Source organism: Pseudomonas sp. Tul2A7 (genome assembly GCF_054790505.1).
This window is the reverse complement of sequence record NZ_CP186499.1, coordinates 2,104,365-2,128,613: the sequence shown is the minus strand read 5'-3', so window position 1 is coordinate 2,128,613 and position 24,249 is coordinate 2,104,365. Positions and strand designations below refer to the sequence as shown.

Annotated in this window: 22 protein-coding genes; 3 read left to right on the top strand and 19 right to left on the bottom strand. The window is 58.0% G+C overall.

Translation table 11 applies throughout. The annotated features are described in order from the left end of the window. Window positions 1-87 precede the first annotated feature (87 nt). The 19 genes from ACOYXJ_RS09510 to mnmG form a co-directional block, all read right to left on the bottom strand. A complete protein-coding gene (locus ACOYXJ_RS09510; protein WP_460369133.1) occupies window positions 88-2,118 on the bottom strand; it encodes a pyridoxamine 5'-phosphate oxidase family protein in 2,031 nt (676 codons plus the stop codon). Between the two features lie 45 nt (window positions 2,119-2,163). Beyond that, on the bottom strand, window positions 2,164-2,790 hold the full coding sequence (locus tag ACOYXJ_RS09505; RefSeq protein WP_460369130.1) for a glutathione S-transferase family protein: 627 nt from the start codon (window positions 2,788-2,790) through the stop codon (window positions 2,164-2,166). 105 nt (window positions 2,791-2,895) lie between these two features. Beyond that, window positions 2,896-3,822 (bottom strand): LysR family transcriptional regulator, encoded by a 927-nt coding sequence (locus ACOYXJ_RS09500; RefSeq protein ID WP_460369127.1) that lies wholly within the window; start codon window positions 3,820-3,822, stop codon window positions 2,896-2,898. Window positions 3,823-3,897: 75 nt separating this feature from the next. Next, complete coding sequence (gene glmS / locus ACOYXJ_RS09495) at window positions 3,898-5,730, bottom strand: glutamine--fructose-6-phosphate transaminase (isomerizing) (protein WP_038359538.1); 1,833 nt, start codon at window positions 5,728-5,730, stop codon at window positions 3,898-3,900. A 2-nt stretch (window positions 5,731-5,732) separates the two neighbouring features. Continuing rightward, window positions 5,733-6,509: a DeoR/GlpR family DNA-binding transcription regulator gene (locus ACOYXJ_RS09490; protein ID WP_007911964.1), complete on the bottom strand. Its 777-nt coding sequence runs from the start codon at window positions 6,507-6,509 to the stop codon at window positions 5,733-5,735. A gap of 160 nt (window positions 6,510-6,669) precedes the next feature. Next, entirely contained in the window at window positions 6,670-8,037 is a 1,368-nt protein-coding gene (gene glmU / locus ACOYXJ_RS09485) for a bifunctional UDP-N-acetylglucosamine diphosphorylase/glucosamine-1-phosphate N-acetyltransferase GlmU (protein WP_460369124.1), read from the bottom strand. A gap of 118 nt (window positions 8,038-8,155) precedes the next feature. Further along, window positions 8,156-8,581 (bottom strand): F0F1 ATP synthase subunit epsilon, encoded by a 426-nt coding sequence (locus ACOYXJ_RS09480; protein ID WP_007954164.1) that lies wholly within the window; start codon window positions 8,579-8,581, stop codon window positions 8,156-8,158. A 45-nt stretch (window positions 8,582-8,626) separates the two neighbouring features. After that, complete coding sequence (gene atpD, locus ACOYXJ_RS09475; RefSeq protein ID WP_007911961.1) at window positions 8,627-10,006, bottom strand: F0F1 ATP synthase subunit beta; 1,380 nt, start codon at window positions 10,004-10,006, stop codon at window positions 8,627-8,629. Between the two features lie 27 nt (window positions 10,007-10,033). Beyond that, entirely contained in the window at window positions 10,034-10,894 is an 861-nt protein-coding gene (gene atpG / locus ACOYXJ_RS09470; protein WP_016984063.1) for a F0F1 ATP synthase subunit gamma, read from the bottom strand. A gap of 50 nt (window positions 10,895-10,944) precedes the next feature. Then, a complete protein-coding gene (gene atpA, locus ACOYXJ_RS09465; RefSeq protein WP_095119696.1) occupies window positions 10,945-12,489 on the bottom strand; it encodes a F0F1 ATP synthase subunit alpha in 1,545 nt (514 codons plus the stop codon). A 21-nt stretch (window positions 12,490-12,510) separates the two neighbouring features. Then, entirely contained in the window at window positions 12,511-13,047 is a 537-nt protein-coding gene (locus ACOYXJ_RS09460; protein ID WP_007911956.1) for a F0F1 ATP synthase subunit delta, read from the bottom strand. A 12-nt stretch (window positions 13,048-13,059) separates the two neighbouring features. Continuing rightward, entirely contained in the window at window positions 13,060-13,530 is a 471-nt protein-coding gene (locus ACOYXJ_RS09455; protein ID WP_003229781.1) for a F0F1 ATP synthase subunit B, read from the bottom strand. 59 nt (window positions 13,531-13,589) lie between these two features. After that, window positions 13,590-13,847: a F0F1 ATP synthase subunit C gene (gene atpE / locus ACOYXJ_RS09450; RefSeq protein WP_003097235.1), complete on the bottom strand. Its 258-nt coding sequence runs from the start codon at window positions 13,845-13,847 to the stop codon at window positions 13,590-13,592. Window positions 13,848-13,980: 133 nt separating this feature from the next. Further along, window positions 13,981-14,850, bottom strand: a complete 870-nt coding sequence (atpB, locus tag ACOYXJ_RS09445) for a F0F1 ATP synthase subunit A (RefSeq protein ID WP_007911917.1) — start codon at window positions 14,848-14,850, stop codon at window positions 13,981-13,983. 16 nt (window positions 14,851-14,866) lie between these two features. Further along, window positions 14,867-15,274 carry a F0F1 ATP synthase subunit I gene (locus ACOYXJ_RS09440; RefSeq protein WP_460369121.1) on the bottom strand — a complete coding sequence of 136 codons (408 nt, stop codon included), beginning with the start codon at window positions 15,272-15,274 and terminating at the stop codon, window positions 14,867-14,869. Window positions 15,275-15,422: 148 nt separating this feature from the next. Further along, window positions 15,423-16,295 carry a ParB/RepB/Spo0J family partition protein gene (locus ACOYXJ_RS09435; protein WP_034152184.1) on the bottom strand — a complete coding sequence of 291 codons (873 nt, stop codon included), beginning with the start codon at window positions 16,293-16,295 and terminating at the stop codon, window positions 15,423-15,425. A gap of 9 nt (window positions 16,296-16,304) precedes the next feature. Further along, entirely contained in the window at window positions 16,305-17,102 is a 798-nt protein-coding gene (locus tag ACOYXJ_RS09430) for a ParA family protein (RefSeq protein ID WP_007911909.1), read from the bottom strand. Between the two features lie 18 nt (window positions 17,103-17,120). Next, window positions 17,121-17,765, bottom strand: a complete 645-nt coding sequence (gene rsmG / locus ACOYXJ_RS09425; RefSeq protein WP_038359549.1) for a 16S rRNA (guanine(527)-N(7))-methyltransferase RsmG — start codon at window positions 17,763-17,765, stop codon at window positions 17,121-17,123. After that, window positions 17,762-19,660, bottom strand: coding sequence for a tRNA uridine-5-carboxymethylaminomethyl(34) synthesis enzyme MnmG (gene mnmG, locus ACOYXJ_RS09420; RefSeq protein WP_016984066.1), 1,899 nt, complete (start codon window positions 19,658-19,660; stop codon window positions 17,762-17,764). Before mnmG ends, rsmG begins: the two co-directional genes overlap by 4 nt. Before the next feature lie 571 nt (window positions 19,661-20,231). On the opposite strand from mnmG, the gene ACOYXJ_RS09415 reads away from it, so the two are divergent. The 3 genes from ACOYXJ_RS09415 (at window position 20,232) to ACOYXJ_RS09405 (ending at window position 24,240) form a co-directional block, all read left to right on the top strand. Then, on the top strand, window positions 20,232-20,738 hold the full coding sequence (locus ACOYXJ_RS09415; RefSeq protein ID WP_460369118.1) for a sigma-70 family RNA polymerase sigma factor: 507 nt from the start codon (window positions 20,232-20,234) through the stop codon (window positions 20,736-20,738). Further along, on the top strand, window positions 20,738-21,685 hold the full coding sequence (locus ACOYXJ_RS09410; protein WP_460369116.1) for a FecR domain-containing protein: 948 nt from the start codon (window positions 20,738-20,740) through the stop codon (window positions 21,683-21,685). Before ACOYXJ_RS09415 ends, ACOYXJ_RS09410 begins: the two co-directional genes overlap by 1 nt. Window positions 21,686-21,804: 119 nt before the next feature. Then, on the top strand, window positions 21,805-24,240 hold the full coding sequence (locus ACOYXJ_RS09405; protein ID WP_460369114.1) for a TonB-dependent siderophore receptor: 2,436 nt from the start codon (window positions 21,805-21,807) through the stop codon (window positions 24,238-24,240). The last annotated feature ends 9 nt before the right edge of the window (window positions 24,241-24,249 follow it).

Below are 24,249 nucleotides of genomic sequence, written 5' to 3'. Positions count from 1 at the left end.
GCGGTCTGTCAGCAACAATGATGTTGACTGATCCGACGCATTCGCGAGCAGGCTCGCTCCCACAGGGTATTTGTGGTGGGTTCGGAATTACAGATCCAGCACTAAAGGCTGATTGCTTTGCGCCGGAACGGCACAGCAAATCAGCACATGTCCCGCTTCCGGAATATCCGCCGGTACCTGTGGATAATTCACCGCGCCACTGACCAGTCTGGTCTTGCAGGTACCGCACGAACCACCGCGGCAACTGAACTCCGGGCGTAATCCGCGGCTTTCCGCCAGCTCCAGCAAACTGCCGCCATCGGGCTGCCAGCGCGCCTCTTTTGCCGAGCGCTCGAACACCACCGGCACCGAAGTGGTCGCTGCGGGCGGTTGCTCGATGACGATCGCGTCCGCATCGGCCTGACGTTTCAGCGTCGACGGGCCAAAGGTTTCCGCATGGATCTGCGCATCGCGCACATCCAGTTCACGCAAAGTGTCGTAAAGCCCTTGGGTAAAACCACCGGGGCCGCAGAGCACAAAGTCGAGCTGACCAAAATCCTCGGCTTGCAGCAGGTTTCTCAGCACTGCGCCGTCGATGCGCCCACGCACATCGAAATCCTCGCCCTCTCGCAGATCGGCTTCCGGCTGGCTGAGCAAGCGCAGGACTCGCACAGAGTCGCCTGCGGTTTCCAGCAAACGATCCAGCTCCTTGCGAAACGGCTGATCGACGAGGCTGCGCGAACTCTGCAGCAACAATGTCGGACGAATCCCCCGCGTCCGTAGGCCTTGGTAGACCACCTCGCGCAGCATCGACAGCAACGGCGTGATGCCCACACCGGCGGCCAGCAGCACCAACGGTCGCTGCTCCAGCGGTGCCACGGTGAAATTCCCCTGCGGCGCCCGCGCCTCAAGCACATCGCCAACGCGGATCTGCTCATGCAGGTGCGACGAAATCAGCCCTTCGCGCTTGACGCTGATCCGGTAGAACCCATCCGACGGCGCACTCGAAAGACTGTAGGTGCGGATATGCACCTCGCCATCGATCGTGAAACGCAGCGGCAAATGCTGGCCAGCGAGAAACACCGGCAAACCGGCGCCATCGGTCGGCTCCAGATAGATCGAGCGGATGCTGCGGCTTTCCGCCTCGATCTTCGCCACCCGCAGCGGCCGCCATTGATTGCCCAACGCCTGCGCCTGCAATCGCGCGTCGGCTTCGGCCCAGTTACCGGTCAACAGGCTGGTCGGCGACATGCCGTCGAAGCGCCAGCGCAAGGCCAATGCGGCCGGGCGCCGCACCAGTTTCTCCACTTCAAATGTCCACAACCGCTCCGCACCTTGAAACGCCTCGATCTGCGGGTCATCGAGAAGGATCTCGGTACGCCCGCTCAGTTGCAGCAGATCGCCTGTGGAAAAGTTGATGAACAGCAAGCCAGCCTTAGGGTTCAGCAACAAATTGCCGAGGGTGTTGAAATGCAGATTGCCGGCGAAATCGGGGATGGTCAGACGATTGCCTTCCACCCGCACGAAACCGGTCTGGCCGCCACGGTGAGAAACATCCACCGCACGCTGGTCCTCGACATCGACATAACTGGCGACAAAGAACGTGTCGGCGCCATTGATCAGCGCGATGGCCGCGTCATCGAGGCCGTTCAGATGCTGAGCCGGACGAGTATTCGGATCCGTCAGCGGCACCCGTTGAAACTGGCGCAGTTGAATGTACTGCGGGCAATTACCGAATGCCTGATCCACGCTCACGTCAAAACCATCAGCGCTCAGATTGCCGACATGGCCGTTGAGACGATTGCGCCGGCGGGTGTGCAATTCGATGCCGAGCAAACCGATCGGCTCGCCGTTACGCAGTTGCGCCGGGTCATCGGCAGCAGGCTGGCTGGCGAAATGCAGATGCTCAGGATCGGGCGAATGGGCAAACCCCGGCGCGCCTTCGAGCACACTGGCCCACGGGCGCCCATCTGCATCAACTGCGCCGTACAACATGAAGGGTAATTGCTGATAGAACTCACGGTGCTGATCCGGCATCCAGGTGCGAATCACCTTGCGCCCGAAGGCTTCCATGCGCTCGGCAACGCCGACATGGGCCTGTAACTGTTGCTCGCCAGCGTGCCACGGTGAACGTTCCATCACGACCTCTCCCCTGCACCGTCGGCACAGTGTGGATTGCGAAAATCAGGCGGTGGTTTGCAGACCGGCGACGGTGCGCGGCATGCCGACGAACCCAGGCAAGGCTTCAACCCGGGCCAGCCAGGCGCGGACGTTGCCGTAGTCGTCCAGCGACACATTGCCTTCCGGTGCGTGGGCGATGTAACTGTAGGCCGAAACGTCGGCAATAGTCGGTTCGGCGCCGGCCAGATACGGCGTTTTGCCCAACTCGATGTCCATCACCTTGAGCAGGTTGTGCGCACGGGTAATCGCTTCTTCTGCATTCAGTTGGGCACCAAACACCGTGACCAATCGCGCAGCGGCGGGGCCGAAAGCAATCGGTCCGGCGGCAGCCGACAACCAGCGCTGCACATGTGCCGCACCGACCGGATCCGTTGGCAGCCAACGACCGTGGCCGTATTTCTGCGCGAGATAAACCAGAATTGCGTTGGAGTCGGCCAGCACCACGCCGTCGTCGTCGATGGCCGGCACCTGCCCGAAACTGTTGATCGCCAGATACGCCGGCTGCTTGTGCTCACCTTTGGCCAGATCGACGAAGATCAACTCGGTCGGCAGTTGCAGCAGGGACAGCATCAGCTCGACACGGTGAGCGTGGCCGGAACGTGGAAAGTTGTAGAGTTTGATCGCTTGCATGGTCGACTCCGCTGAACAGGGGCGCCACTGCGGGGATGAGAGCGCCGATGCAGGCCATCTTCCACTTATCTCGAAAACAACAGAATCACCAGCAACTGCAATCGATTATTTCACTGAGTGAAATAACGCAGCATTTTTCAAGGCCGGATGTTCGCGCAAAGCCTCTGCCGTGAAATCGACAAAACTGCGGATCCGCGCTGGCGCCTTGCGCCCGCCCTGATACACGACGTGGATCGGCAGCGGCGGCAGTTCAAATTCGGCGAGCACTATTTCCAGTGTGCCGGCGGCAACCTGACTCGCCACTTGATAGGACAACACCCGGGTCAAACCCAAGCCCGTGCAAGCTGCTGTAATCGCAGCCTGATTGGCGGTCACGATCAGACGCGGCTCAGGACGCACACTGAGCGGCTCGCCCGCGTCGAGAAACGGCCAACTGCGTTGCTGGCCAATCGCTGAAGTCGCCACCACTGGCGCGCCCGCCAATGCGTGGGGATGAACCGGTCGGCCATATTTGGCAAAGTAGTCCGGCGAGCCGCAAATGACCCGACGCACCTCACCCACGCGAACAGCATGCTGATTGCTGTCCGGTAGATCACCAATGCGCACCGCCACATCGATGCCCTCCTCGACCATGTTGACGATCCGATCAACCAGTACGGCATTGATCGTGACATCCGGATACTGCGCGAGATAACTCGCCATCACCGGCGTCACAAACAAATCACCGAACAACACCGGCGCTGTCACCGTCAATTGCCCGCGCGGCTCGGCATGACTGCCCGCCGCCGAATCCTCGGCTTCCTGCACCTCGGCGAGAATCCTCCGACAATCTTCCAGGTAACGCTGCCCGGCTTCGCTCAAATGCACACTGCGCGTGGTGCGGATCAGCAACTGCGTGCCGATGCGCAACTCCAGCGCCGCCACCGCCCGCGTGACGCTGGCCGCTGACAAACCCAGACGCCGCGCCGCCGCTGAGAAGCCTTGCTCCTGGGCGACAGTGGTGAAGATGTGCATTTCCTGGAAGCGATCCATGGAGACCCTCAAGTCAGATACAAAAATCGCAGCCGAAGCTGCGATTTTTTTGTGGCGATATCAGCTGTGGATAACTTATTCCACCGTCACCGACTTCGCCAGGTTACGCGGCTGATCGACGTCCGTGCCCTTGAGCACCGCAACGTAGTACGACAGCAACTGCAGCGGAACCGTGTAGAGGATTGGCGAGAGGATGTCGTGGATATGCGGCATCTGCACCACGTGAGTGCCTTCGCCGTTGGTCATACCGGCTTTTTCGTCGGCGAACACGATCAGTTCGCCGCCACGGGCGCGGACTTCCTGCAGGTTGGATTTGAGCTTTTCCAGCAGTTCGTTGTTCGGCGCCACGGTGACCACGGGCATGTCGTTATCCACAAGTGCCAACGGGCCGTGTTTCAGTTCGCCAGCCGGGTAGGCTTCGGCGTGGATGTAGGAGATTTCCTTGAGTTTCAGGGCACCTTCCATCGCCACCGGGAATTGCGCGCCACGACCGAGGAACAGGGTGTGGTTTTTCTCGGCGAACAGCTCGGCGATTTTCTCCACAGTACTATCCATGGCCAGTGCTTCGCCGAGACGGGTTGGCAGGCGACGCAGTTCTTCGACCAGACGTGCTTCGACGCCGTCGGCCAACGTGCCGCGCACCTGGCCCAGCGACAGCGTCAGCAGCAACAGGCCGACCAATTGCGTGGTGAAGGCTTTGGTCGAGGCCACGCCGATTTCACGGCCGGCCTGGGTCAGCAGGGTCAGATCGGATTCGCGTACCAGCGAACTGATGCCGACGTTGCAGATGGCCAGACTTGCGAGGAAGCCAAGTTCCTTGGCGTTGCGCAGGGCAGCCAGGGTGTCGGCGGTTTCACCGGATTGCGAGATGGTCACGAACAGGGTGTCCGGCTGCACCACCACTTTGCGATAGCGGAATTCGCTGGCGACTTCGACCTGGCACGGAATGCCAGCCAGCTCTTCAAGCCAGTAACGCGCGACCATACCGGCGTGATAGCTAGTGCCGCAGGCGACGATCTGCACATTGCGGACTTTGGCGAACAGCTCGGCGGCTTGCGGGCCGAATGCCTGCACCAGCACCTGATCATTGCTCAAGCGACCTTCAAGGGTGCGCTGCACAACGGCTGGTTGCTCGTGGATTTCCTTGAGCATGTAGTGGCGGTACTCACCTTTGTCGGCGGCTTCGGCACCGTCGCTGTACTGCACGGTCTGCCGCTCGACGGCATTGCCGTTGATGTCCCAGATCTGCACGTTATCGCGGCGAATTTCGGCGATATCGCCTTCTTCCAGGTACATGAAGCGATCGGTGACCTGACGCAACGCCAACTGGTCGGAAGCGAGGAAGTTCTCGCCCAGACCCAGACCGATCACCAGTGGGCTACCACTGCGCGCGGCGACCAGACGATCCGGCTGTTTGGCATTGATCACGGCCAGACCGTAAGCACCGTGCAGTTCCTTGACCGTCGCTTTAAGCGCAACGCTCAGGTCTGGCTGGTCTTTGAGTTTGTGGCTGAGCAGGTGGGCGATGACTTCGGTATCGGTGTCCGAAGTAAACACGTAACCCAGCGCTTTCAGTTGTTCGCGCAGGGCTTCGTGGTTTTCGATGATGCCGTTGTGCACCACGGCGATGTCGCCGGAGAAATGCGGGTGGGCGTTGCGTTCGCAGGGTGCGCCGTGAGTAGCCCAACGGGTGTGAGCAATGCCGAGACGGCCCACCAGTGGGTGTTCGGCCAGCGCCGCTTCGAGCTCGCTGACTTTACCCGGGCGACGCATGCGCTCGAGGGTTTCGTCGTTGGTGAAGACCGCGACACCGGCGCTGTCATAGCCGCGGTATTCAAGGCGCTTGAGGCCTTCGAGCAGGATGGCGGTGATATTACGTTCAGCAACTGCGCCGACAATTCCACACATGCTTATTTCTCCTGACTGACAGCCGCGCAAATCACGGTGATACCGCGGGCCTGTATCTGATCGCGCGCTTCGATAGGCAGGCGATCATCGGTAATGAGGGTATGGACGCTGCTCCACGGCAGTTCCAGATTGGGAATCTTGCGACCGATCTTGTCGGCCTCGACCATGACGATGACTTCTCGCGCCACCTCGGCCATGACCCGGCTCAGTCCCAGCAATTCATTGAAAGTCGTCGTGCCGCGCACCAGATCGATACCGTCGGCGCCAATGAACAACTGGTCGAAGTCGTAAGAGCGTAGTACCTGCTCGGCGACCTGGCCCTGAAAGGATTCCGAATGCGGATCCCAGGTGCCGCCGGTCATCAACAGCACCGGTTCGTGCTCGAGTTCGCTCAGGGCGTTGGCGACGTGCAGGGAATTGGTCATTACCACCAAACCCGGCTGCTGGCCAAGTTCGGGGATCATCGCGGCGGTGGTGCTGCCGCTGTCGATGATGATGCGCGCGTGTTCGCGGATGCGTTTCACCGCTGCACGGGCGATGGCCTGTTTGTACTTGGAAACGCTCTGCGCCGTTTCCGCGACCAGTTCCTGCGGCATGGTGATCGCCCCGCCGTAGCGGCGCAGCAACAGACCGTGGCTTTCCAGCGCGGCGAGATCCTTGCGAATCGTAACTTCGGAGGTTTCGAAGCGCTTGGCCAGTTCATCCACACTGACTTCGCCCTGCTCGTTGAGCAAGGCGAGGATGTTGTGGCGGCGTTGCGGCGTGTTGCGTTTCGACATGGCGGCTTAAGTTTCGTTTCGAAAGATAACGTAAGCAATCAAAACCTATCGGCCCTAAATCGTCAAGCGGTCGTCCAAAAAAAATCGCAACCCCAACAGTCCCCGTAGGAGCTGCCGAAGGCTGCGATCTTTTGATCTTCAAAAAGCCGCAGTGGATAACTCAGCTCTTCTTGATCTTCTCCGGCCGTTTCCAACCGTCGATATTTCTCTGCCGCGCTCGGCCCACGGCCAACTGCGCGTTATCCACATTCTGCGTGATGGTCGACCCGGCCGCCGTGGTTGCACCGGCAGAAATATCCACAGGCGCGACCAGCGAATTATTGGAGCCGATGAACACGTCTGCACCCAACACGGTTTTCCACTTGTTGGCGCCGTCGTAGTTGCAGGTAATGGTGCCCGCGCCGATGTTGCTGCGCGCTCCGATCTCGGCATCGCCCAGATATGTCAGGTGTCCGGCCTTGGCGCCTTCGCCCATGTGGGCGTTTTTCAATTCAACAAAGTTACCCACATGCGCACGCGCTTCGAGCACCGTGCCTGGACGCAGACGCGCGAACGGGCCGGCATCACTGCCCTCGCCCAGAACGGCACCTTCAATGTGCGAGTTGGCCTTGATCACCACACCTTTGCGCAGGGTGCTGTCCTTGATCACACAGTTCGGACCGATCTCCACATCATCTTCGATGACCACGTTGCCTTCGAGGATCACGTTGATGTCGATCAGCACGTCACGACCCACGGTCACTTCGCCACGCACATCGAAACGTGCCGGATCCCGCAAGGTGACGCCTTGCGCCATCAACCGCCGACCGGCGCGCAACTGGTAATGGCGCTCCAGCTCTGACAATTGCTTGCGATCGTTGGCGCCCTGCACTTCCATTGGATCATGCGGTTGTTCGGTGGCGACAGCCAGGCCATCGCTGACCGCCATTTCGATCACATCGGTCAGGTAATACTCGCCTTGGGCATTGTTGTTTGACAGACGACTCATCCAGTCGGCCAGACGATTGGCCGGCACGGCGAGAATGCCGGTGTTGCCTTCAGTGATCGCGCGCTGCGCTTCGCTGGCGTCTTTGTGTTCAACGATGGCTGCGACCTTACCGTCTGCATCGCGCACGATGCGACCGTAACCTGTCGGGTCATCCAGCTCGACGGTGAGCAAACCCATCTGCCCTGGAACGACGTGCTTGAGCAGACGCTGCAGGGTTTCGACTTCGATCAGCGGCACGTCACCGTAGAGGATCAGCACGGTGTCGGCAGTAATGAACGGCACCGCTTGCGCAGTGGCGTGGCCGGTGCCCAATTGCTTGTCTTGCAGGACGAAATTCAGATCATCAGCGGCCAGACGTTCACGCACCACATCGGCGCCATGGCCGATCACCACATGAATGCGCTGTGGATCAAGTTGCCGGGCGCTGTGGATAACATGACCCAGCATGGAGTTGCCGGCAATCGGATGCAGCACTTTCGGCAGCGCCGAACGCATACGGGTGCCTTGACCGGCCGCGAGGATAACGATTTCAAGAGACATGACTGGCTACCAATCCTGGGTGGTCAGCAACTGCGACCGGGTTTCGGGAATTCGGAAAAGAAAAAAGGGTAGCCGAGGCTACCCTTTTTTATCAATCGCACAACAAGCGGCTGACGGATTAACCGCCAAACTTCTTGCGGATCTGCTGGACGGTGCGCAGCTGAGCTGCAGCCTCGGCCAGACGTGCGGACGCAGCTCCGTAGTCGAAATCTGCGCTCTTCTCGTGCAGAGCAGCTTCGGCAGCCTTGAGAGCTGCTTGAGCTTGAGCTTCATCCAGGTCGGCGGCGCGTTGCACGGTATCGGCAAGCACCTTGACCATGTTCGGCTGAACCTCGAGGAAACCACCGGAGATGTAGAACACCTCGGCTTCCCCGCCTTGCTTGATCAGGCGGATCGGACCTGGCTTCAGATTAGTGATCAGCGGCGCGTGACCCAGAGCGATACCAAGATCACCCAGTGCACCGTGCGCAATCACCATCTCGACCAGGCCGGAAAAGATTTCCCCTTCCGCGCTGACGATATCGCAATGGACTGTCATAGCCATCTGATTGCCTCAACCTAAATGAGCGCCCGTTGCCGGGCGCCGGGATTACAGTTTCTTGGCTTTCTCGATCGCTTCTTCGATGCCGCCAACCATGTAGAACGCTTGTTCTGGCAGGTGGTCGTAGTCACCGTTGAGGATGCCTTTGAAGCCAGCAATGGTGTCTTTCAGGGAAACGTATTTACCCGAAGCACCAGTGAAGACTTCAGCCACGAAGAACGGCTGCGACAAGAAGCGCTGGATCTTACGAGCACGGTTTACCAACTGCTTGTCGGCTTCCGACAGCTCGTCCATACCCAGGATCGCGATGATGTCCTTCAGCTCTTTGTAACGTTGCAGAACGTACTGAACGCCGCGAGCGGTGTCGTAGTGGTCCTGGCCGATTACGTTCGGGTCCAGCTGGCGCGAAGTCGAATCCAGTGGATCTACCGCTGGGTAGATACCCAGGGAAGCGATGTCACGGGACAGAACGACGGTGGCGTCCAAGTGGGCGAAGGTGGTCGCTGGCGACGGGTCGGTCAAGTCATCCGCAGGTACGTATACCGCTTGGATCGAAGTGATCGAACCTTCCTTGGTCGAAGTGATACGTTCTTGCAGAACGCCCATCTCTTCAGCCAGGGTCGGCTGGTAACCTACTGCCGAAGGCATACGGCCCAGCAGTGCGGATACTTCAGTACCGGCCAGGGTGTAACGATAGATGTTGTCGACGAACAGCAGAACGTCGTTACCTTCGTCACGGAACTTCTCGGCCATGGTCAGACCGGTCAGTGCTACGCGCAGACGGTTACCCGGCGGCTCGTTCATCTGACCGTAAACCAGTGCCACTTTGTCCAGAACGTTGGAGTCCTTCATCTCGTGGTAGAAGTCGTTACCCTCACGAGTACGCTCACCCACACCGGCGAACACGGAATAACCGCTGTGCTCGATGGCGATGTTACGGATCAGTTCCATCATGTTTACGGTTTTGCCTACACCGGCACCACCGAACAGACCGACTTTACCGCCTTTGGCAAACGGGCAAACCAGGTCGATAACCTTGATGCCGGTTTCCAGCAGGTCGTTGCCGCCTGCCTGTTCAGCGAACGAAGGTGCTGGACGGTGAATGCCCCAACGCTCTTCGGTGTCGATCGGGCCAGCTTCGTCGATCGGGTTACCGAGGACGTCCATGATCCGGCCCAGGGTCGCTTTACCGACCGGTACGGAGATGGCTGCGCCAGAGTCGGTAACTTCCAGACCGCGCTTCAAGCCTTCGGTGGAACCCATCGCAATGGTGCGAACCACGCCGTCGCCCAGCTGCTGCTGAACTTCCAGGGTGGTTTCAGCCGCGCTCACTACTTTCAGCGCGTTGTAGATGCTCGGTACGCTGTCGCGTGGAAATTCCACGTCGATAACGGCGCCGATGATTTGAACGATACGTCCGCTACTCATAGCTGGATCCTCTGAATATTTGAACCGTTAAACCGCGGCAGCGCCGCCGACGATTTCCGAGATCTCTTGGGTGATCGCAGCCTGACGCGCCTTGTTGTAGATCAGCTGCAAATCGCTGATCAAATCACCGGCGTTGTCGGTAGCGTTCTTCATCGCGATCATCCGCGCAGCTTGTTCAGCCGCGTTGTTCTCGACCACCGCCTGGTAGACCTGCGACTCAACGTAGCGGACCATCAAGCCGTCAAGCAGCTCTTTGGCATCCGGTTCGTAGAGGTAGTCCCAGTGGTGCTTGAGATCCTGATCCGGGGTCGCCACCAGTGGAATCAACTGCTCCACGGTAGGCTGCTGCGTCATGGTGTTGATGAACTTGTTGGACACCACGGACAGGCGGTCAATACGGCCGTCCAGGTAGGCATCCAGCATCACCTTGACGCTGCCGATCAGATCATTGATCGACGGCTCTTCACCCAGGTGGCTGATAGCTGCAACGACGTTACCGCCGAAGTTGCGGAAAAAGGCCGCACCCTTGCTACCAACGACACACAGATCAATCTCGACGCCGTTTTCGCGGTTTACCGCCATGTCCTTGACCAGGGCCTTGAACAGGTTGGTGTTCAAGCCACCGCACAGACCACGGTCACTGCTCACCACAACATAACCAACGCGCTTGATTTCGCGCTCGATCATGAACGGGTGGCGGTATTCCGGGTTGGCGTTGGCCAGATGCCCAATTACCTGGCGGATACGCTCCGCATAAGGACGGCTAGCAGCCATGCGCATTTGTGCCTTGCGCATTTTGCTGACCGCCACTTTTTCCATGGCGCTGGTAATCTTTTGCGTGCTTTTGATGCTCGCAATCTTACTGCGAATCTCTTTTGCGCCTGCCATGTAACACCTATCAGGTTAGCAAGCGGGAGCCTCGCGGCTCCCGCTGCGGCTTACCAGGTTTGGGTGGCCTTGAACTTCTCGATACCGGCTTTCATGCCAGCGTCGATTTCGTCATTGAAGTCACCTTTAACGTTGATCTTGGCCATCAAATCGGCGTGATCGCGGTTGAAGTAAGCAATCAGCGCTTGTTCGAAGCTGCCGATCTTGGCGATTTCAATGTCAGTCAGGAACCCACGCTCAGCGGCATACAGCGACAGCGCCATGTCAGCGATCGACATTGGTGCGTATTGCTTCTGCTTCATCAGCTCGGTAACGCGCTGACCATGCTCAAGTTGCTTACGGGTCGCTTCGTCCAGGTCAGAAGCGAACTGGGCGAATGCCGCCAGTTCACGGTACTGAGCCAGAGCGGTACGGATACCACCGGACAGCTTCTTGATGATCTTGGTCTGAGCGGCACCACCCACACGGGATACCGAAACACCGGCGTTCACTGCAGGGCGGATGCCCGAGTTGAACATGGCCGATTCCAGGAAGATCTGACCGTCGGTGATGGAAATCACGTTGGTCGGAACGAACGCGGAAACGTCGCCAGCCTGGGTTTCGATGATCGGCAGTGCGGTCAGGGAACCGGTTTTGCCGGTCACTGCGCCGTTGGTGAACTTCTCTACGTATTCTTCCGAAACGCGGGATGCGCGCTCCAGCAGACGGGAGTGGAGATAGAACACGTCGCCTGGGTAAGCTTCACGGCCTGGTGGACGGCGCAGCAGCAGGGAAATCTGGCGGTAAGCCACTGCTTGCTTGGACAGATCGTCATAAACGATCAGCGCGTCTTCACCGCGGTCGCGGAAGAATTCACCCATGGTGCAACCGGAGTACGGTGCCAGGAATTGCAGCGCAGGAGATTCCGAAGCACTGGCAGCCACGATGATCGTGTTGGCCAGGGCGCCGTTTTCTTCCAGCTTGCGAACCACGTTGGCGATGGTCGATTGCTTCTGACCGATGGCTACGTAGACGCAGAAAATGCCGCTGTCTTTCTGGTTGATGATCGCGTCGATCGCCAGAGCGGTTTTACCGATCTGACGGTCACCGATGATCAGCTCACGCTGGCCACGGCCGACAGGGATCATGGCATCGACAGCCTTGTAGCCAGTCTGTACAGGCTGGTCTACCGACTTACGCCAGATCACGCCCGGAGCAACTTTCTCGACCGCGTCGGTCTCGGTGTTGCCCAGTGGACCTTTGCCGTCAACAGGGTTACCCAGTGCGTCGACTACGCGACCCAGCAGTTCCTTACCAACAGGAACTTCGAGGATGCGGCCGGTGCACTTGGCGCTCATGCCTTCAGCCAGAGACTGGTAAGCGCCCAGTACAACGGCACCTACGGAGTCTTGCTCCAAGTTGAGGGCCATACCGTAGACGCCGCCCGGAAACTCGATCATCTCGCCGTACATTACGTCGGCCAGACCGTGAATCCGCACGATGCCGTCAGATACGCTGACGACAGTGCCTTCGTTACGGGCTTGGGAGGTCACATCGAGCTTGTCGATGCGGCCCTTGATAATTTCACTTATTTCGGAAGGATTGAGTTGCTGCATTGCTCTGCTGCCCCTTCAAACTCAAGATTTCAATGCTTCGGCAAGTTTCGCGATTTTGCCGCGAATCGAGCCATCGATAACCAGGTCGCCGGCGCGGATGACGACACCACCTATAAGGGCAGCATCCTCCGCAACTTGCAGGCGCACTTCCCGGTTGAGTCGTGCACTGAGAACCTTGGCGAGTTTGTCTTGCTGTTCTTGGTTCAATGCAAAAGCACTGGTCACTTCAACGTCTACCGACTTCTCTTGTTCGGCCTTGTACAGGTCGAAAAGAGCGGCAATCTCCGGCAGAAGCGGGAGACGGTCGTTTTCGGCAACGACATTGATGAAGTTCTGTGCCTTGGCATCAAACTTGTCGCCGCACACGTCAATAAACGTGGCGGCCTTTTCTGCGCTCGTCAGTCGCGGGGCCTTGAGCACGCGCTGCATGGTGTCGTCTTGCGACACCGCTGCAGCCAGGCCGAGCATGGCTGACCAATTGGCCAGTTGCTGGTGGGCCTGAGCGTGCTCGAAGGCCGCCTTAGCGTAAGGTCGGGCCAACGTGGTCAGTTCTGCCATGATCGCCCTCGCTTAGATTTCAGCAGCCAGTTGGTTAACCAGCTCTGCGTGCGCGTTTTGATCGATTGTGGCACCCAGGATCTTCTCGGCGCCGCCGACAGCCAGCAAGCCCACTTGGGCACGCAGCTTGTCTTTGACACTGTTCAGTTCCTGTTCGATCTCGGCTTGAGCCTGAACCTTCACACGGTCAGCATCGACACGGGCCTTTTCAACGGCCTCTTCGACAATCTGGTTACCGCGTTTCTTGGCTTGCTCGATGATTTCAGCTGCCTGAGCTTTCGCTTCGCGCAGTTGCTGACCCGCTTTTTCTTGGGCCAACTCCAGGTCGCGAGCTGCACGGCTGGCAGCGTCCAGACCATCAGCGATCTTCTTTTGACGTTCGTGCAGAGCAGCGATGACCGGAGGCCATACATACTTCATGCAGAACAGTACAAAAATCAGGAACGCAACGGACTGGCCAATCAGGGTCGCATTAATGTTCACGCCAACACCTCGCAGTTACGTTGTCCATCACATCAAATTACTCGGAAGAATCCGGGTAATTAGCCAGCGATCTGACCAACGAACGGGTTCGCAAAGGTGAAGAACAGAGCGATACCAACACCGATCATGGTTACGGCGTCGAGCAGACCGGCAACGATGAACATTTTAACTTGCAGCATTGGAACCATTTCTGGCTGACGCGCTGCGCCTTCCAGGAACTTGCCGCCCAGCAGGCCGAAACCAATTGCGGTACCCAGTGCGCCCAGGCCGATCAACAGTGCAACAGCGATAGCGGTTAGACCAACTACAGTTTCCATCTTTCCTCCCGACTTTTACGTCGTATGGTTTAGGTTTTTTAGATTAAAGCGGTAAAACAAATCGTTTCAGGTGCCCTGTGAAGAGCCCCTTCCCGTTTGACCGGGAAGGACATCAGACTAGTCGAGACTGGCCTTAATGGTTTTCTTCGTGCGCCATCGACAGGTAGACGATGGTCAGCATCATGAAGATGAACGCCTGCAGCGTGATGATCAGGATGTGGAACACAGCCCACGCCCACTGCAGAACAACGCCCAGGCCGCTCAGCCAGAGCAGACCGCTGCCGAACATCACAGCGATCAGAATGAACACCAGCTCGCCGGCATACATGTTGCCGAACAGACGCAGAGCCAGAGAGATCGGTTTGGCGATCAGGGTCACGAATTCCAGCAGGAAGTTCACCGGGATCAGCAGGGCTTGAACGAAGATGTTCTTGCTGCCGAACGGGTGCAGGGTCAGTTCGCCGATGAAGCCGCCGAAGCCCTTGACCTTGATGCTGTAGAAAATGATCAGTGCGAAAACCGAGAACGCCATGCCCAGGGTCGCGTTCGGGTCGGTAGTCGACACGGCGCGGAACGGGATGTGGTGGTCACCGGAGATCAGGATGGCCAGCTGAGGAATCCAGTCGACCGGTACCAGGTCGACGGCGTTCATCAGGAACACCCAGACGAAGATGGTCAGTGCCAGCGGTGCAATCACCGGGCTACGGCCATGGAAGCTGTCTTTCACGCTGCCATCGACGAATTCGACCAATACTTCAACGAAGTTCTGCAAAGCACCCGGCTGACCCGAAGTCGCTTTCTTTGCCGCCATGCGGAAAAGAAGAACGAAGATCAGACCCAACGCGACCGACCAGCCGAGAGTATCGACGTGGAAAGCCCAGAAGCCCATTTCTTTGGCCTCTGCTGCGGTATGGGCAAAGCCCCAGCCGCCGTTAGGTAGCTGACCGAAGGTCAGGTTCTGCAAGTGGTGCTGGATATAGCCCGAAGCGGTTGTTTCTGCCATGGTTGCCTCAAACGCCCTAAGGTCTCGAAAGTCTTGTTCTCATCAGCAGGGGAGCGAACCAGCTGACCGACTGAGTCAGCACGAACACGCCGAATACTGCTATCGGCGCCAGTGGCTTCACACCTGCAAACACCAGTGCAAAGAGCACTGCCGTCAAAATCAGTTTGCCTGCCTCGCCGGCATAAAATGACCGGACGATGGACTGGGCTGCTCGGGCGCCGGAAAACCGAAATGCCTTGTGAGCAAAATAAACATTGGGCAGCAAGGCTATCAGGCCTCCGCAAAGTCCCGAGTATCCGGCAACGACTCCATGCCATTGCCAGAGCGCCAAAGCGGCAATGAGCAAAATGACAAATTGAGCCATCAACACCGGAAAAACCGTCAGGCGATGGAACGGCAGGCGGTTTGGCTTGCGGGTTTCCATCACGTTTGCTCTCCAATGGTCGGCTGCCAGAATTCAATAACTTGGCATAATTTGTGCCGACAAAATGCGCGCAGAGTATAGGGGCGGTTCTGCCCCTATTCAACTGTCAGGTAGTGATTTCCGACTGCGCGCTACATGAGGAAATGTTTCAGCGGATGTGTGCGAGCACACCTTGAAGCTCATCGAGCGAGTTATAACCGATCACCAACTGACCCTTTCCCTTCTTGCCGTGGCGAATCTGCACCGCAGAGCCTAGGCGCTCGGCCAGACGCTGTTCGAGACGGGCGATATCCGGGTCGGGTTTGGTGGCTTCCACAGGCTCCGGTTTGCCACTCAGCCACTGGCGAACCAGTGCTTCAGTTTGGCGCACGGTAAGACCGCGTGCGACAACATGTCGCGCCCCTTCCACCTGCTGATTGTCCGGCAGACCGAGCAAAGCACGGGCATGACCCATTTCCAGGTCGCCGTGGGACAACATGGTCTTGATGACTTCCGGCAGTGCAATAAGCCGCAACAGGTTAGCCACAGTGACGCGGGACTTACCCACAGCCTCGGCAACTTGCTGCTGAGTCAGTTGGAATTCCTGCTGCAAACGCTGCAGGGCCACCGCTTCTTCGATCGGATTGAGGTCTTCGCGCTGGATGTTCTCGATCAGCGCAATGGCGATTGCGGTTTCATCCGGCACATCGCGGACCATCGCCGGGATGGTTTCCTGCCCGGCTTGCTGGCTCGCGCGCCAGCGGCGTTCACCGGCGATGATCTCGAAGCGGCCACCGCCAATCGGGCGCACCACGATCGGCTGCATCACGCCTTGCGCCTTGATCGACGCTGCCAGTTCTTCCAGCGCCTGCGGATCCATGTCGCGGCGCGGCTGGTATTTGCCGCGCTGCAGCAGATCCAACGGCAAGTGCTGCAATTCGCGGGTGTCAGCTTGCGCGGCTTGTTCTTCCAGCGCGCTGACGGTCGGACCACTCAGCAGTGCATCCAGTCCACGTCCGAGACCTCGTTTCTTGACGGCCATGGGGATTCCTTAAGTTGCCTGAGCGGCGGCAATGCGTGAGTTTTTGCGCTGACGACGAACCATCTCGCCGGCCAGGGCCAGATAAGCCAAGGCGCCGCGCGATTGCTTGTCGTAGGCCAGCGCCGGCATGCCGTAGCTCGGCGCTTCGGCCAGACGGATGTTGCGCGGGATCACCGTGTCGTAGAGTTGCTCGCCGAAGTGTTCCTTGAGCTGCGCCGAAACGTCATTCATCAGGCTCAGGCGCGGGTCATACATGGTCCGCAGCAGGCCTTCGACTTTCAGGTTCGGATTGAGCAATTCGGCGATGCGCTTGATGTTATCCACAAGGTCGCTCAAGCCTTCGAGCGCAAAGTACTCGCACTGCATGGGGATAATGACCCCATCAGCGGCGACCAGCGCGTTCAGCGTGAGCATCGACAGCGACGGCGGGCAGTCGATCAGAATGTAATCGTAGTTTTCACGGATCGGCGCCAGCGCGCTGCGCAGACGGCTTTCCTTCATCTGCATTTCCAGCAGCACGACTTCGGCCGCCGTCAAATCGCGGTTGGCCGGCAGCAGTTGGTAACCGCCATGTTCGGAATAGTGCATGGCCTGGGCCAGATCGCACTCGCCGATCAGCAGGTCATAGACCGAATTTTCCAGGCCGTGTTTATCCACACCGCTACCCATGGTGGCGTTGCCCTGTGGATCGAGATCGATCAACAACACCCGGCGCTTGGTTGCGACCAGGGATGCTGCGAGGTTGATGCAGGTGGTGGTCTTGCCCACACCACCCTTCTGGTTCGCTATCGCGAATACCTTAGCCATTCTTGCTTGTGTTCCCAATCATGCCGTGCGGCGCAGTATCAGCAGATGGCGTTGGCCTTGGCAACCGGGTACGGCCAGGGCGTGTTCGCTATCGAGTTTGAAGTCTGCCGGCAATGCTACCAGCTCATCGGCCGGATGAACGCCCTTCATTGCCAGCCAGCGTGTATCGGCATCGCCGAGGTGGCGAGTCCAGTTGGTGAAGTTCTCCATGCTGCTGAACGCCCGGGAAATGATCCCGTTGAACGGCTGCGCAGGCTGGAAAGCTTCGACACGACTGTGGATAACTTGCAGGTTATCCAGTTTGAGTTCGAGTTTGACCTGGGTCAGGAAGCGGGTTTTCTTGCCGTTGCTGTCCAGGCAGGTCACTTGCGAGTCCGGATAGAGGATCGCCAAAGGAATCCCCGGCATGCCGCCGCCACTTCCGACGTCGAGCCAGCGACCGTTTTCGATGAACGACATGACGCTCAGACTATCGAGCAAGTGCCGCGAAACCATTTCGTCCGGATCGCGTACGGCGGTCAGGTTGTAGGCCTGGTTCCATTTGATCAACAGGGCCAGATAACCCAGCAGCAATTCGTGCTGGGCTTCAGTGAGATTGACACCGAGCTCGCGGGCTCCTGTGGATAACTCTTCGGCATGTTGCGAAGTGACCTTAGAACTCAAGCGCTTTGCTCCAACTGACGGCCCGCGCCGCGTTTTTTCAAATGAATCATCAACAGCGAAATAGCTGCCGGGGTCACGCCCGGGATCCGCGAAGCCTGACCCAGCGTCTCTGGACGAGTCGCGCCGAGCTTGCTCTGGATCTCCTTGGAGAGACCGGAAATGTTGGTGTAATCGATATCCACAGGCAATTTCGTGTCTTCACTGGCGCGCAGACGGGCGATTTCGTCCTGTTGGCGGTCGATGTAACCGGCGTATTTGGTCTTGATTTCAACCTGTTCGGCAACCTGTGGATCTTCGGCGCCATTGCCGGTCACTTCGACCAGACCAGCGTAGTCGATTTCCGGACGGCTCAAGAGGTTGAGCAAGTTGTATTCGTGAGTCAGCGGTGTGCCGAATTTCTCGGCAATCGCATCGCCCTGCTGCGTATTCGGACGAACCCAAGTGCTTTTCAGGCGCTGTTCTTCCAGCTCGATGCTTTCGCGTTTCTTGCAGAAGGCCGCCCAACGCGCGTCATCGACCAGACCGAGCTCGCGACCTTTTTCGGTCAGACGCAGGTCGGCGTTGTCCTCACGCAGAATCAGGCGGTACTCGGCACGGGAAGTGAACATGCGGTACGGCTCTTGGGTACCGAGGGTGATCAGGTCGTCGACCAACACGCCGATGTACGCTTCATCGCGACGCGGACACCAGGCTTCTTTGCCCTTGGCGCGCAGAGCGGCGTTGGCGCCGGCGAGCAAACCTTGGGCGCCGGCTTCTTCGTAACCGGTGGTGCCGTTGATTTGTCCGGCAAAGAACAGACCGCCGATGACTTTGGTTTCCAGGCTGTACTTCAGGTCGCGCGGATCGAAGTAGTCATACTCGATCGCGTAACCCGGACGCACGATGTGCGCGTTTTCCATGCCGCGGATCGATTGCACGATCTGCAATTGCACGTCGAACGGCAAGCTTGTGGATATCCCGTTCGGGTACAGCTCATGGGTGGTCAAACCTTCCGGTTCGATAAACACCTGATGGCTTTCCTTGTCGGCAAAGCGGTGGATCTTGTCTTCGATCGACGGGCAATAGCGCGGGCCAATGCCTTCGATTTCACCGGCAGCGGAATACATCGGCGAACGATCGAGGTTCGCCGCAATGATTTCGTGGGTGCGGGCGTTGGTGTGAGTAATCCAGCAGCTGACCTGGCGCGGATGTTGTTCTTTGTTGCCCATGAACGACATCACCGGGATCGGCGTATCGCCGGGTTGCTCGGTCATTACCGAGAAATCCACAGATTTGCCGTCGATACGCGGCGGTGTGCCGGTTTTCAGGCGACCGACACGCAGTGGCAGTTCACGCAGACGGTGAGCCAGGGCGATCGACGGCGGATCACCGGCGCGACCGCCGGAAAAATTCTGCAAACCGATGTGGATAAGTCCACCAAGAAACGTACCGGTGGTCAACACCACGGAATCGGCGAAGAAGCGCAGACCCATTTGCGTGACAACACCACGGACCTGTTCCTGCTCGACGATCAGGTCATCAGCCGCTTGTTGAAATATCCACAGATTCGGTTGGTTTTCCAGAATTTCGCGGACAGCGGCTTTGTAAAGAATGCGGTCGGCCTGAGCGCGGGTTGCACGCACGGCCGGGCCTTTACGGCTGTTCAACACACGAAACTGGATGCCACCCAAATCGGTAGCCGTGGCCATCGCGCCGCCGAGGGCATCGATTTCCTTGACCAGATGGCTTTTGCCAATGCCACCGATGGCCGGGTTGCAACTCATGGCACCGAGGGTTTCCACGTTATGCGTCAGCAACAGGGTTTTTGCCCCCATACGTGCTGACGCCAGTGCTGCCTCGGTACCGGCATGACCGCCGCCGATGACGATCACTTCAAAACGGGAAGGGAAATCCACCACGCACCTCGTGCCTGCTTAAGTAGGTAATTCAGGAATAGTTTGAGATCAGGTTTCTGGACCTGGTCGACAAGTATAGGGACTTCGCCCTCCCTAAAGAACCCTTTGCACAAAATTTAACCAGCTGTGGAGAACTCGAGGTTAAAAGAATAAAAAAGAGAGAAATTTATAAAACCTTTGTTTTTATGTTTATTCTTACTGAGCACCCTTTCTGTGGATAGATCGCTACAGGCCTTTATATTCAATATGTACAGAGTTTCAAAACCCTGTGCTCATGTGCCAATGAGGGCCTTGGATAACCGGTGTAAGCCTGTGGATGAAAGGGGTGGTTATCCACAGAGGGGGTTATATCCAGTTTTCAGGCCCTGTTATCAACTGCCCTTAGTGGCAGTTATTCACAGGGCTTAATCCACAGAAAATCGACCAAATGGCTTTTTCTGGGCGCAAAAAAACCGCCATCGAAAAATCGGTGACGACCAGGAAGCCGATAGAGGGATGTGAAAGGGCTATTGTGAGAGAACGTAACAGAGGCTAATAATAGCCATTATCATTAACTCGCCAGTTTATCCCCATGTCCCCACCCGCCCATAACGCTGCGATCGAGCAAATCTACGAGCAACACCATTCGTGGCTATATGGATGGCTCAAGGGCAAATTGCATAACGCCTGCGATGCGGCCGATGTCGCGCATGACACCTTCGTGCGGATCCTCGCGGCACGGAATGCCGCGCAGATTCGCGAACCGCGGGATTATCTGGCGACCATTGCACGCGGCCTCGTCATTGATCGCTATAGAAGACAGGCCATCGAAGTCGCCTACTTGCAGACCGTGGCTGCTCGACCGGAAGCCACCGCCATCAGCGAAGAAGACAAGGCACTGATCATCGAAACCCTGATCGCTGTGGATAAAGCCTTGGCCGGTCTGGGCGCGCGAAGCCGGCAGATCTTTATGCTCTCGCAGATCGACGGCCTGACTTATCAACAGATCGCCGTGCAATTGAAGGTTTCCCTGACCACAGTAAAGAAGCACATGATCCACGCTTTGACGGAATGTGCCCTGATCATGGCGCAGCGCTGATGGCCATCGCCCCCAACCGCAAAGTGTTCGAAGCTGCTGCCGGTTGGTACGTGCAGTTTCAGGCAGATCCGCCGACGCTCGCCGAACAAAAAGCCTGGCGGCTGTGGATAGATAGCGATCCAGCGCACTTGGCGGCGTGGAACCAGATGGAACAATTGCAGCGTCATCTCGGCACCCTGCCGCAGGATTTGAAACGTCGCGCGCTGAATACCGGCCAGCAACGGCGTCAGGTACTGAAGCTGTTGCTGCTCGCGACCGGGACAGGGTTCCTGGGTTGGAACGCTCAGCAACATACATCCCTGGGGAATGTCTGGGCCGACTACAAAACCGACGTTGGCCAGCGTCGTAGCATTTCATTGGCGGATGGCAGTCAGATCCAGCTCAACACTGACACCGCCATTGATGTGTCCTTCGATGCGCTGCAGCGCCTGATTCGCTTGCGCTCGGGTGAGATCCTCATTCAAACCGGCAAACTTGGTGATCAGCGGCCGTTTTTTGTCGAGACCCGCGATGGCCGAATTCAAGCGTTGGGCACGCGTTTTTCTGTGCATCAGTTGTCGGGCTCAACGCGGGTCGGCGTGCTGGAAGAGCGGGTCAGCGTGCAACCCGCTGATTCATCAACGGCCGCGATGATCTTGAAGGCAGGCGAAGGCGCTGACTTCGATAGTCGGCATATCGGACGCCTTCTTCCATTTGAATCCTCAGCAGTGGCGTGGACTAACGGCCAGTTGATTGTGCTTGATGCACGGTTGGGTGAGTTGATCGACGAGTTGGGGCGTTATCGCAACGGTGTTCTGCACTGCGATAGCCGCGCCCGGGATCTGCGGGTATCCGGCAACTTTCGGCTCGATTCCACCGATGCCGTGCTGGCCAACCTTCAGGCCTCGTTACCGATCCACGTCCGCTACTTCACCCGGTACTGGGTCTCGATCAGCCTCAACGTCTGATCGAAAATCACCTGGGGAAAAATAAATCGAAAACAGGGTTATCTTTTTTTGCCCTGACCCGGCCCTACAGGTAATCGCGATAAACGCGGCTCTTCGCCACCTCCAGGGCTTATCCACACATGCGTCTTCCCACGTTCCGTCAGTGCTTTTCCCACCACTGCTTTACTTACAGCTTACTGATGACCAGTGCCGCGTCCTGTCTGGTCATCACCCATGGCGCCTTCGCGGCGACGACAGCCCAGCGCTACACCATTGCTGCCGGCCCGCTGGACAATGCGTTGAGCCAGTTCGCCTCAGCCGCGAATGTGATTCTGTCGTTTTCTCCGCAGCAGACCAGCCGTTTACGCAGTGCCGCACTGAACGGCAATTTCACCGTCGACCAGGGATTCGCCCAACTGCTGCAAGGCTCGGGTTTACAAGCCATACCGCAGGCACCTGGCAGCTACATTCTGCAGGCGCTGCCCAATGGTGACGCGCTGGAACTGGCCCCGACCAACATCAACGGGCAATTGGCCAACCCGATGAACCTCGATTACGCCGCCGACGTTGGCTACAAGGCGCAGAACAGCCGGATCGGTACGAAAACCAGCACGCCGTTGTCGGAAACGCCGCGCTCGGTGTCAGTCGTGACCGCGCAACGCATGAAAGATCAGAAATCTCAGACGCTCACCGAAGTACTCGGCTACGTGCCGGGGATCTTTGCCCCACCGTTTGCCGCCGGCGACAGTCTGGCCGGGGATTTGTTTTTCATTCGCGGTTTCAACGCCACCGATTATGGCTACGGTCTGCTGCGCGATGGACTGCGTGTACAAGGCAACCGCTATGACACCAGTACCGAACCTTATGGACTTGAGCGGGTGGAAATTTTCCGTGGCCCGTCCTCGCTGCTGTATGGGGAAAACGCGCCGGGCGGTCTGGTCAATCTGGTCAGCAAACGGCCAACCGCTGCACCGCAAGGCGAAGTGCAACTGGGCTATGGCTCGAACAACCGACGGCAAATCGGCGTTGATGTGTCGGGACCACTCAACGACAGCGGCAACATTCTCGGGCGCGTTGTCATGCTCGGGCGCAAGTCCGACACCCAGACCGATCACGTCCCGGATGACCGCATTTACATCGCGCCTTCGCTGACTCTGAATTTCGATGACTTCAATACCCTGACCCTGCTGGCCAACTACCAGAAGGATCACACCAACATGGAACTTGGCCTACCGGCCGCCGGCACTTTGCTGACAAACCCCAACGGCAAGTTATCCAAAGGCACCATGCTCGGCGACCCGGACTGGAACACCTTCGAACGGGAAACCTGGAGCAGCGGTTACGAGTTCAGCCACTCCTTCAACGACGACTGGCAGTTCCGGCAGAACTCACGCTACATGCAGTCGCGCATCACCCGCCACGAAACCTGGCCAGGCAACCTCAACAATGCGGGCTTCGGCACGCGGCTGAACATGACCGCCTACGATCGTTTCAACAAGTCGATGGTGTATTCGCTGGATAACCAACTGGAAGGCAAATTCCAGGTCGGCGAATTGGAAAACACCGTGCTGTTTGGTGCCAGCTACGATCGCACTTCGTTCAATCAGGACTGGAATGCCGGCATCGTCGGGCCAATCGATATCTACAACCCGGTTTACCTGCGCGATCCCACCACCCCGATCACGGTGCAAAACACGCTGCTCGAGCAACAGATGAAAGGTGTTTATGCACAGATCCAAAGCAAATATGACCACTGGTTGTTCTTGCTCGGTGGGCGCCAGGACTGGGTCGACAGTGATTTCCGCGACAAGGTGGCCAAGGGCAGCAACATCAGTTCCGAGGACAAGAAATTCACCTATCAGGGCGGGGTGATGTACCAGTTCGACAACGGCATGACGCCGTATGTCAGCTATTCCACGTCGTTCGTACCGGTGCAGCAGATCTCCAATGCCGGCGCACCGCTCGACCCGATCACCAGCAGCCAATACGAAGTGGGCCTGAAGTACGAACCGATTGGCTGGGACACCGCGTTCACTGCGTCGGTGTACGACCTGCGCAAAAAGGACGACACCTACTTCGACTCGACCACGTCGACCTATCGCCAGGTCGGCGAAAGCCGTTCCAAAGGCGTGGAACTGGAACTGAACAGTAACCTGACCCAGAACCTCAATGTCACGGCGGCTTACACCTACACCGATGCGCGGATTACCAAGGATGCCGCGACGTCATTGGTCAAAGGCCATCAAATGACCGGGGTACCACGTAATCAGGCTTCGGTCTGGACGAAATATCGATTCCTTGATGGCGACTTGAAAGGCTTCTACGTCGGCGGTGGTGTGCGTTACTTCGACAGTGCCTTCGCTTATACCTCGCCTTCTCTATACGGCAAGCTGGATGCCGGCGACGTCACGTTGGTGGATGCGGCCATCGGTTATCAGATCGACACGCACTGGAGCGTCGACCTGAACGCGAAAAACCTGTTCGACAAGGAGTATGTGTCGGGATGCAACGATGCCGGCCGCTGCTACTGGGGTGAAGACCGCACCTTGCTCGGTACGGTCTCTTACAATTGGTAAAACGAAGAA

Excerpts from the sequence above, each read along its gene's own strand:
- ACOYXJ_RS09510 (WP_460369133.1), bottom strand. The coding sequence starts at position 2,118 with ATGGAACGTTCACCGTGGCACGCTGGCGAGCAACAGTTACAGGCCCAT.
- ACOYXJ_RS09505 (WP_460369130.1), bottom strand. The coding sequence starts at position 2,790 with ATGCAAGCGATCAAACTCTACAACTTTCCACGTTCCGGCCACGCTCAC.
- ACOYXJ_RS09500 (WP_460369127.1), bottom strand. The coding sequence starts at position 3,822 with ATGGATCGCTTCCAGGAAATGCACATCTTCACCACTGTCGCCCAGGAG.
- glmS (WP_038359538.1), bottom strand. The coding sequence starts at position 5,730 with ATGTGTGGAATTGTCGGCGCAGTTGCTGAACGTAATATCACCGCCATC.
- ACOYXJ_RS09490 (WP_007911964.1), bottom strand. The coding sequence starts at position 6,509 with ATGTCGAAACGCAACACGCCGCAACGCCGCCACAACATCCTCGCCTTG.
- glmU (WP_460369124.1), bottom strand. The coding sequence starts at position 8,037 with ATGTCTCTTGAAATCGTTATCCTCGCGGCCGGTCAAGGCACCCGTATG.
- ACOYXJ_RS09480 (WP_007954164.1), bottom strand. The coding sequence starts at position 8,581 with ATGGCTATGACAGTCCATTGCGATATCGTCAGCGCGGAAGGGGAAATC.
- atpD (WP_007911961.1), bottom strand. The coding sequence starts at position 10,006 with ATGAGTAGCGGACGTATCGTTCAAATCATCGGCGCCGTTATCGACGTG.
- atpG (WP_016984063.1), bottom strand. The coding sequence starts at position 10,894 with ATGGCAGGCGCAAAAGAGATTCGCAGTAAGATTGCGAGCATCAAAAGC.
- atpA (WP_095119696.1), bottom strand. The coding sequence starts at position 12,489 with ATGCAGCAACTCAATCCTTCCGAAATAAGTGAAATTATCAAGGGCCGC.
- ACOYXJ_RS09460 (WP_007911956.1), bottom strand. The coding sequence starts at position 13,047 with ATGGCAGAACTGACCACGTTGGCCCGACCTTACGCTAAGGCGGCCTTC.
- atpE (WP_003097235.1), bottom strand. The coding sequence starts at position 13,847 with ATGGAAACTGTAGTTGGTCTAACCGCTATCGCTGTTGCACTGTTGATC.
- atpB (WP_007911917.1), bottom strand. The coding sequence starts at position 14,850 with ATGGCAGAAACAACCGCTTCGGGCTATATCCAGCACCACTTGCAGAAC.
- ACOYXJ_RS09440 (WP_460369121.1), bottom strand. The coding sequence starts at position 15,274 with ATGGAAACCCGCAAGCCAAACCGCCTGCCGTTCCATCGCCTGACGGTT.
- ACOYXJ_RS09435 (WP_034152184.1), bottom strand. The coding sequence starts at position 16,295 with ATGGCCGTCAAGAAACGAGGTCTCGGACGTGGACTGGATGCACTGCTG.
- ACOYXJ_RS09430 (WP_007911909.1), bottom strand. The coding sequence starts at position 17,102 with ATGGCTAAGGTATTCGCGATAGCGAACCAGAAGGGTGGTGTGGGCAAG.
- ACOYXJ_RS09415 (WP_460369118.1), top strand. The coding sequence starts at position 20,232 with ATGTCCCCACCCGCCCATAACGCTGCGATCGAGCAAATCTACGAGCAA.
- ACOYXJ_RS09410 (WP_460369116.1), top strand. The coding sequence starts at position 20,738 with ATGGCCATCGCCCCCAACCGCAAAGTGTTCGAAGCTGCTGCCGGTTGG.
- ACOYXJ_RS09405 (WP_460369114.1), top strand. The coding sequence starts at position 21,805 with ATGCGTCTTCCCACGTTCCGTCAGTGCTTTTCCCACCACTGCTTTACT.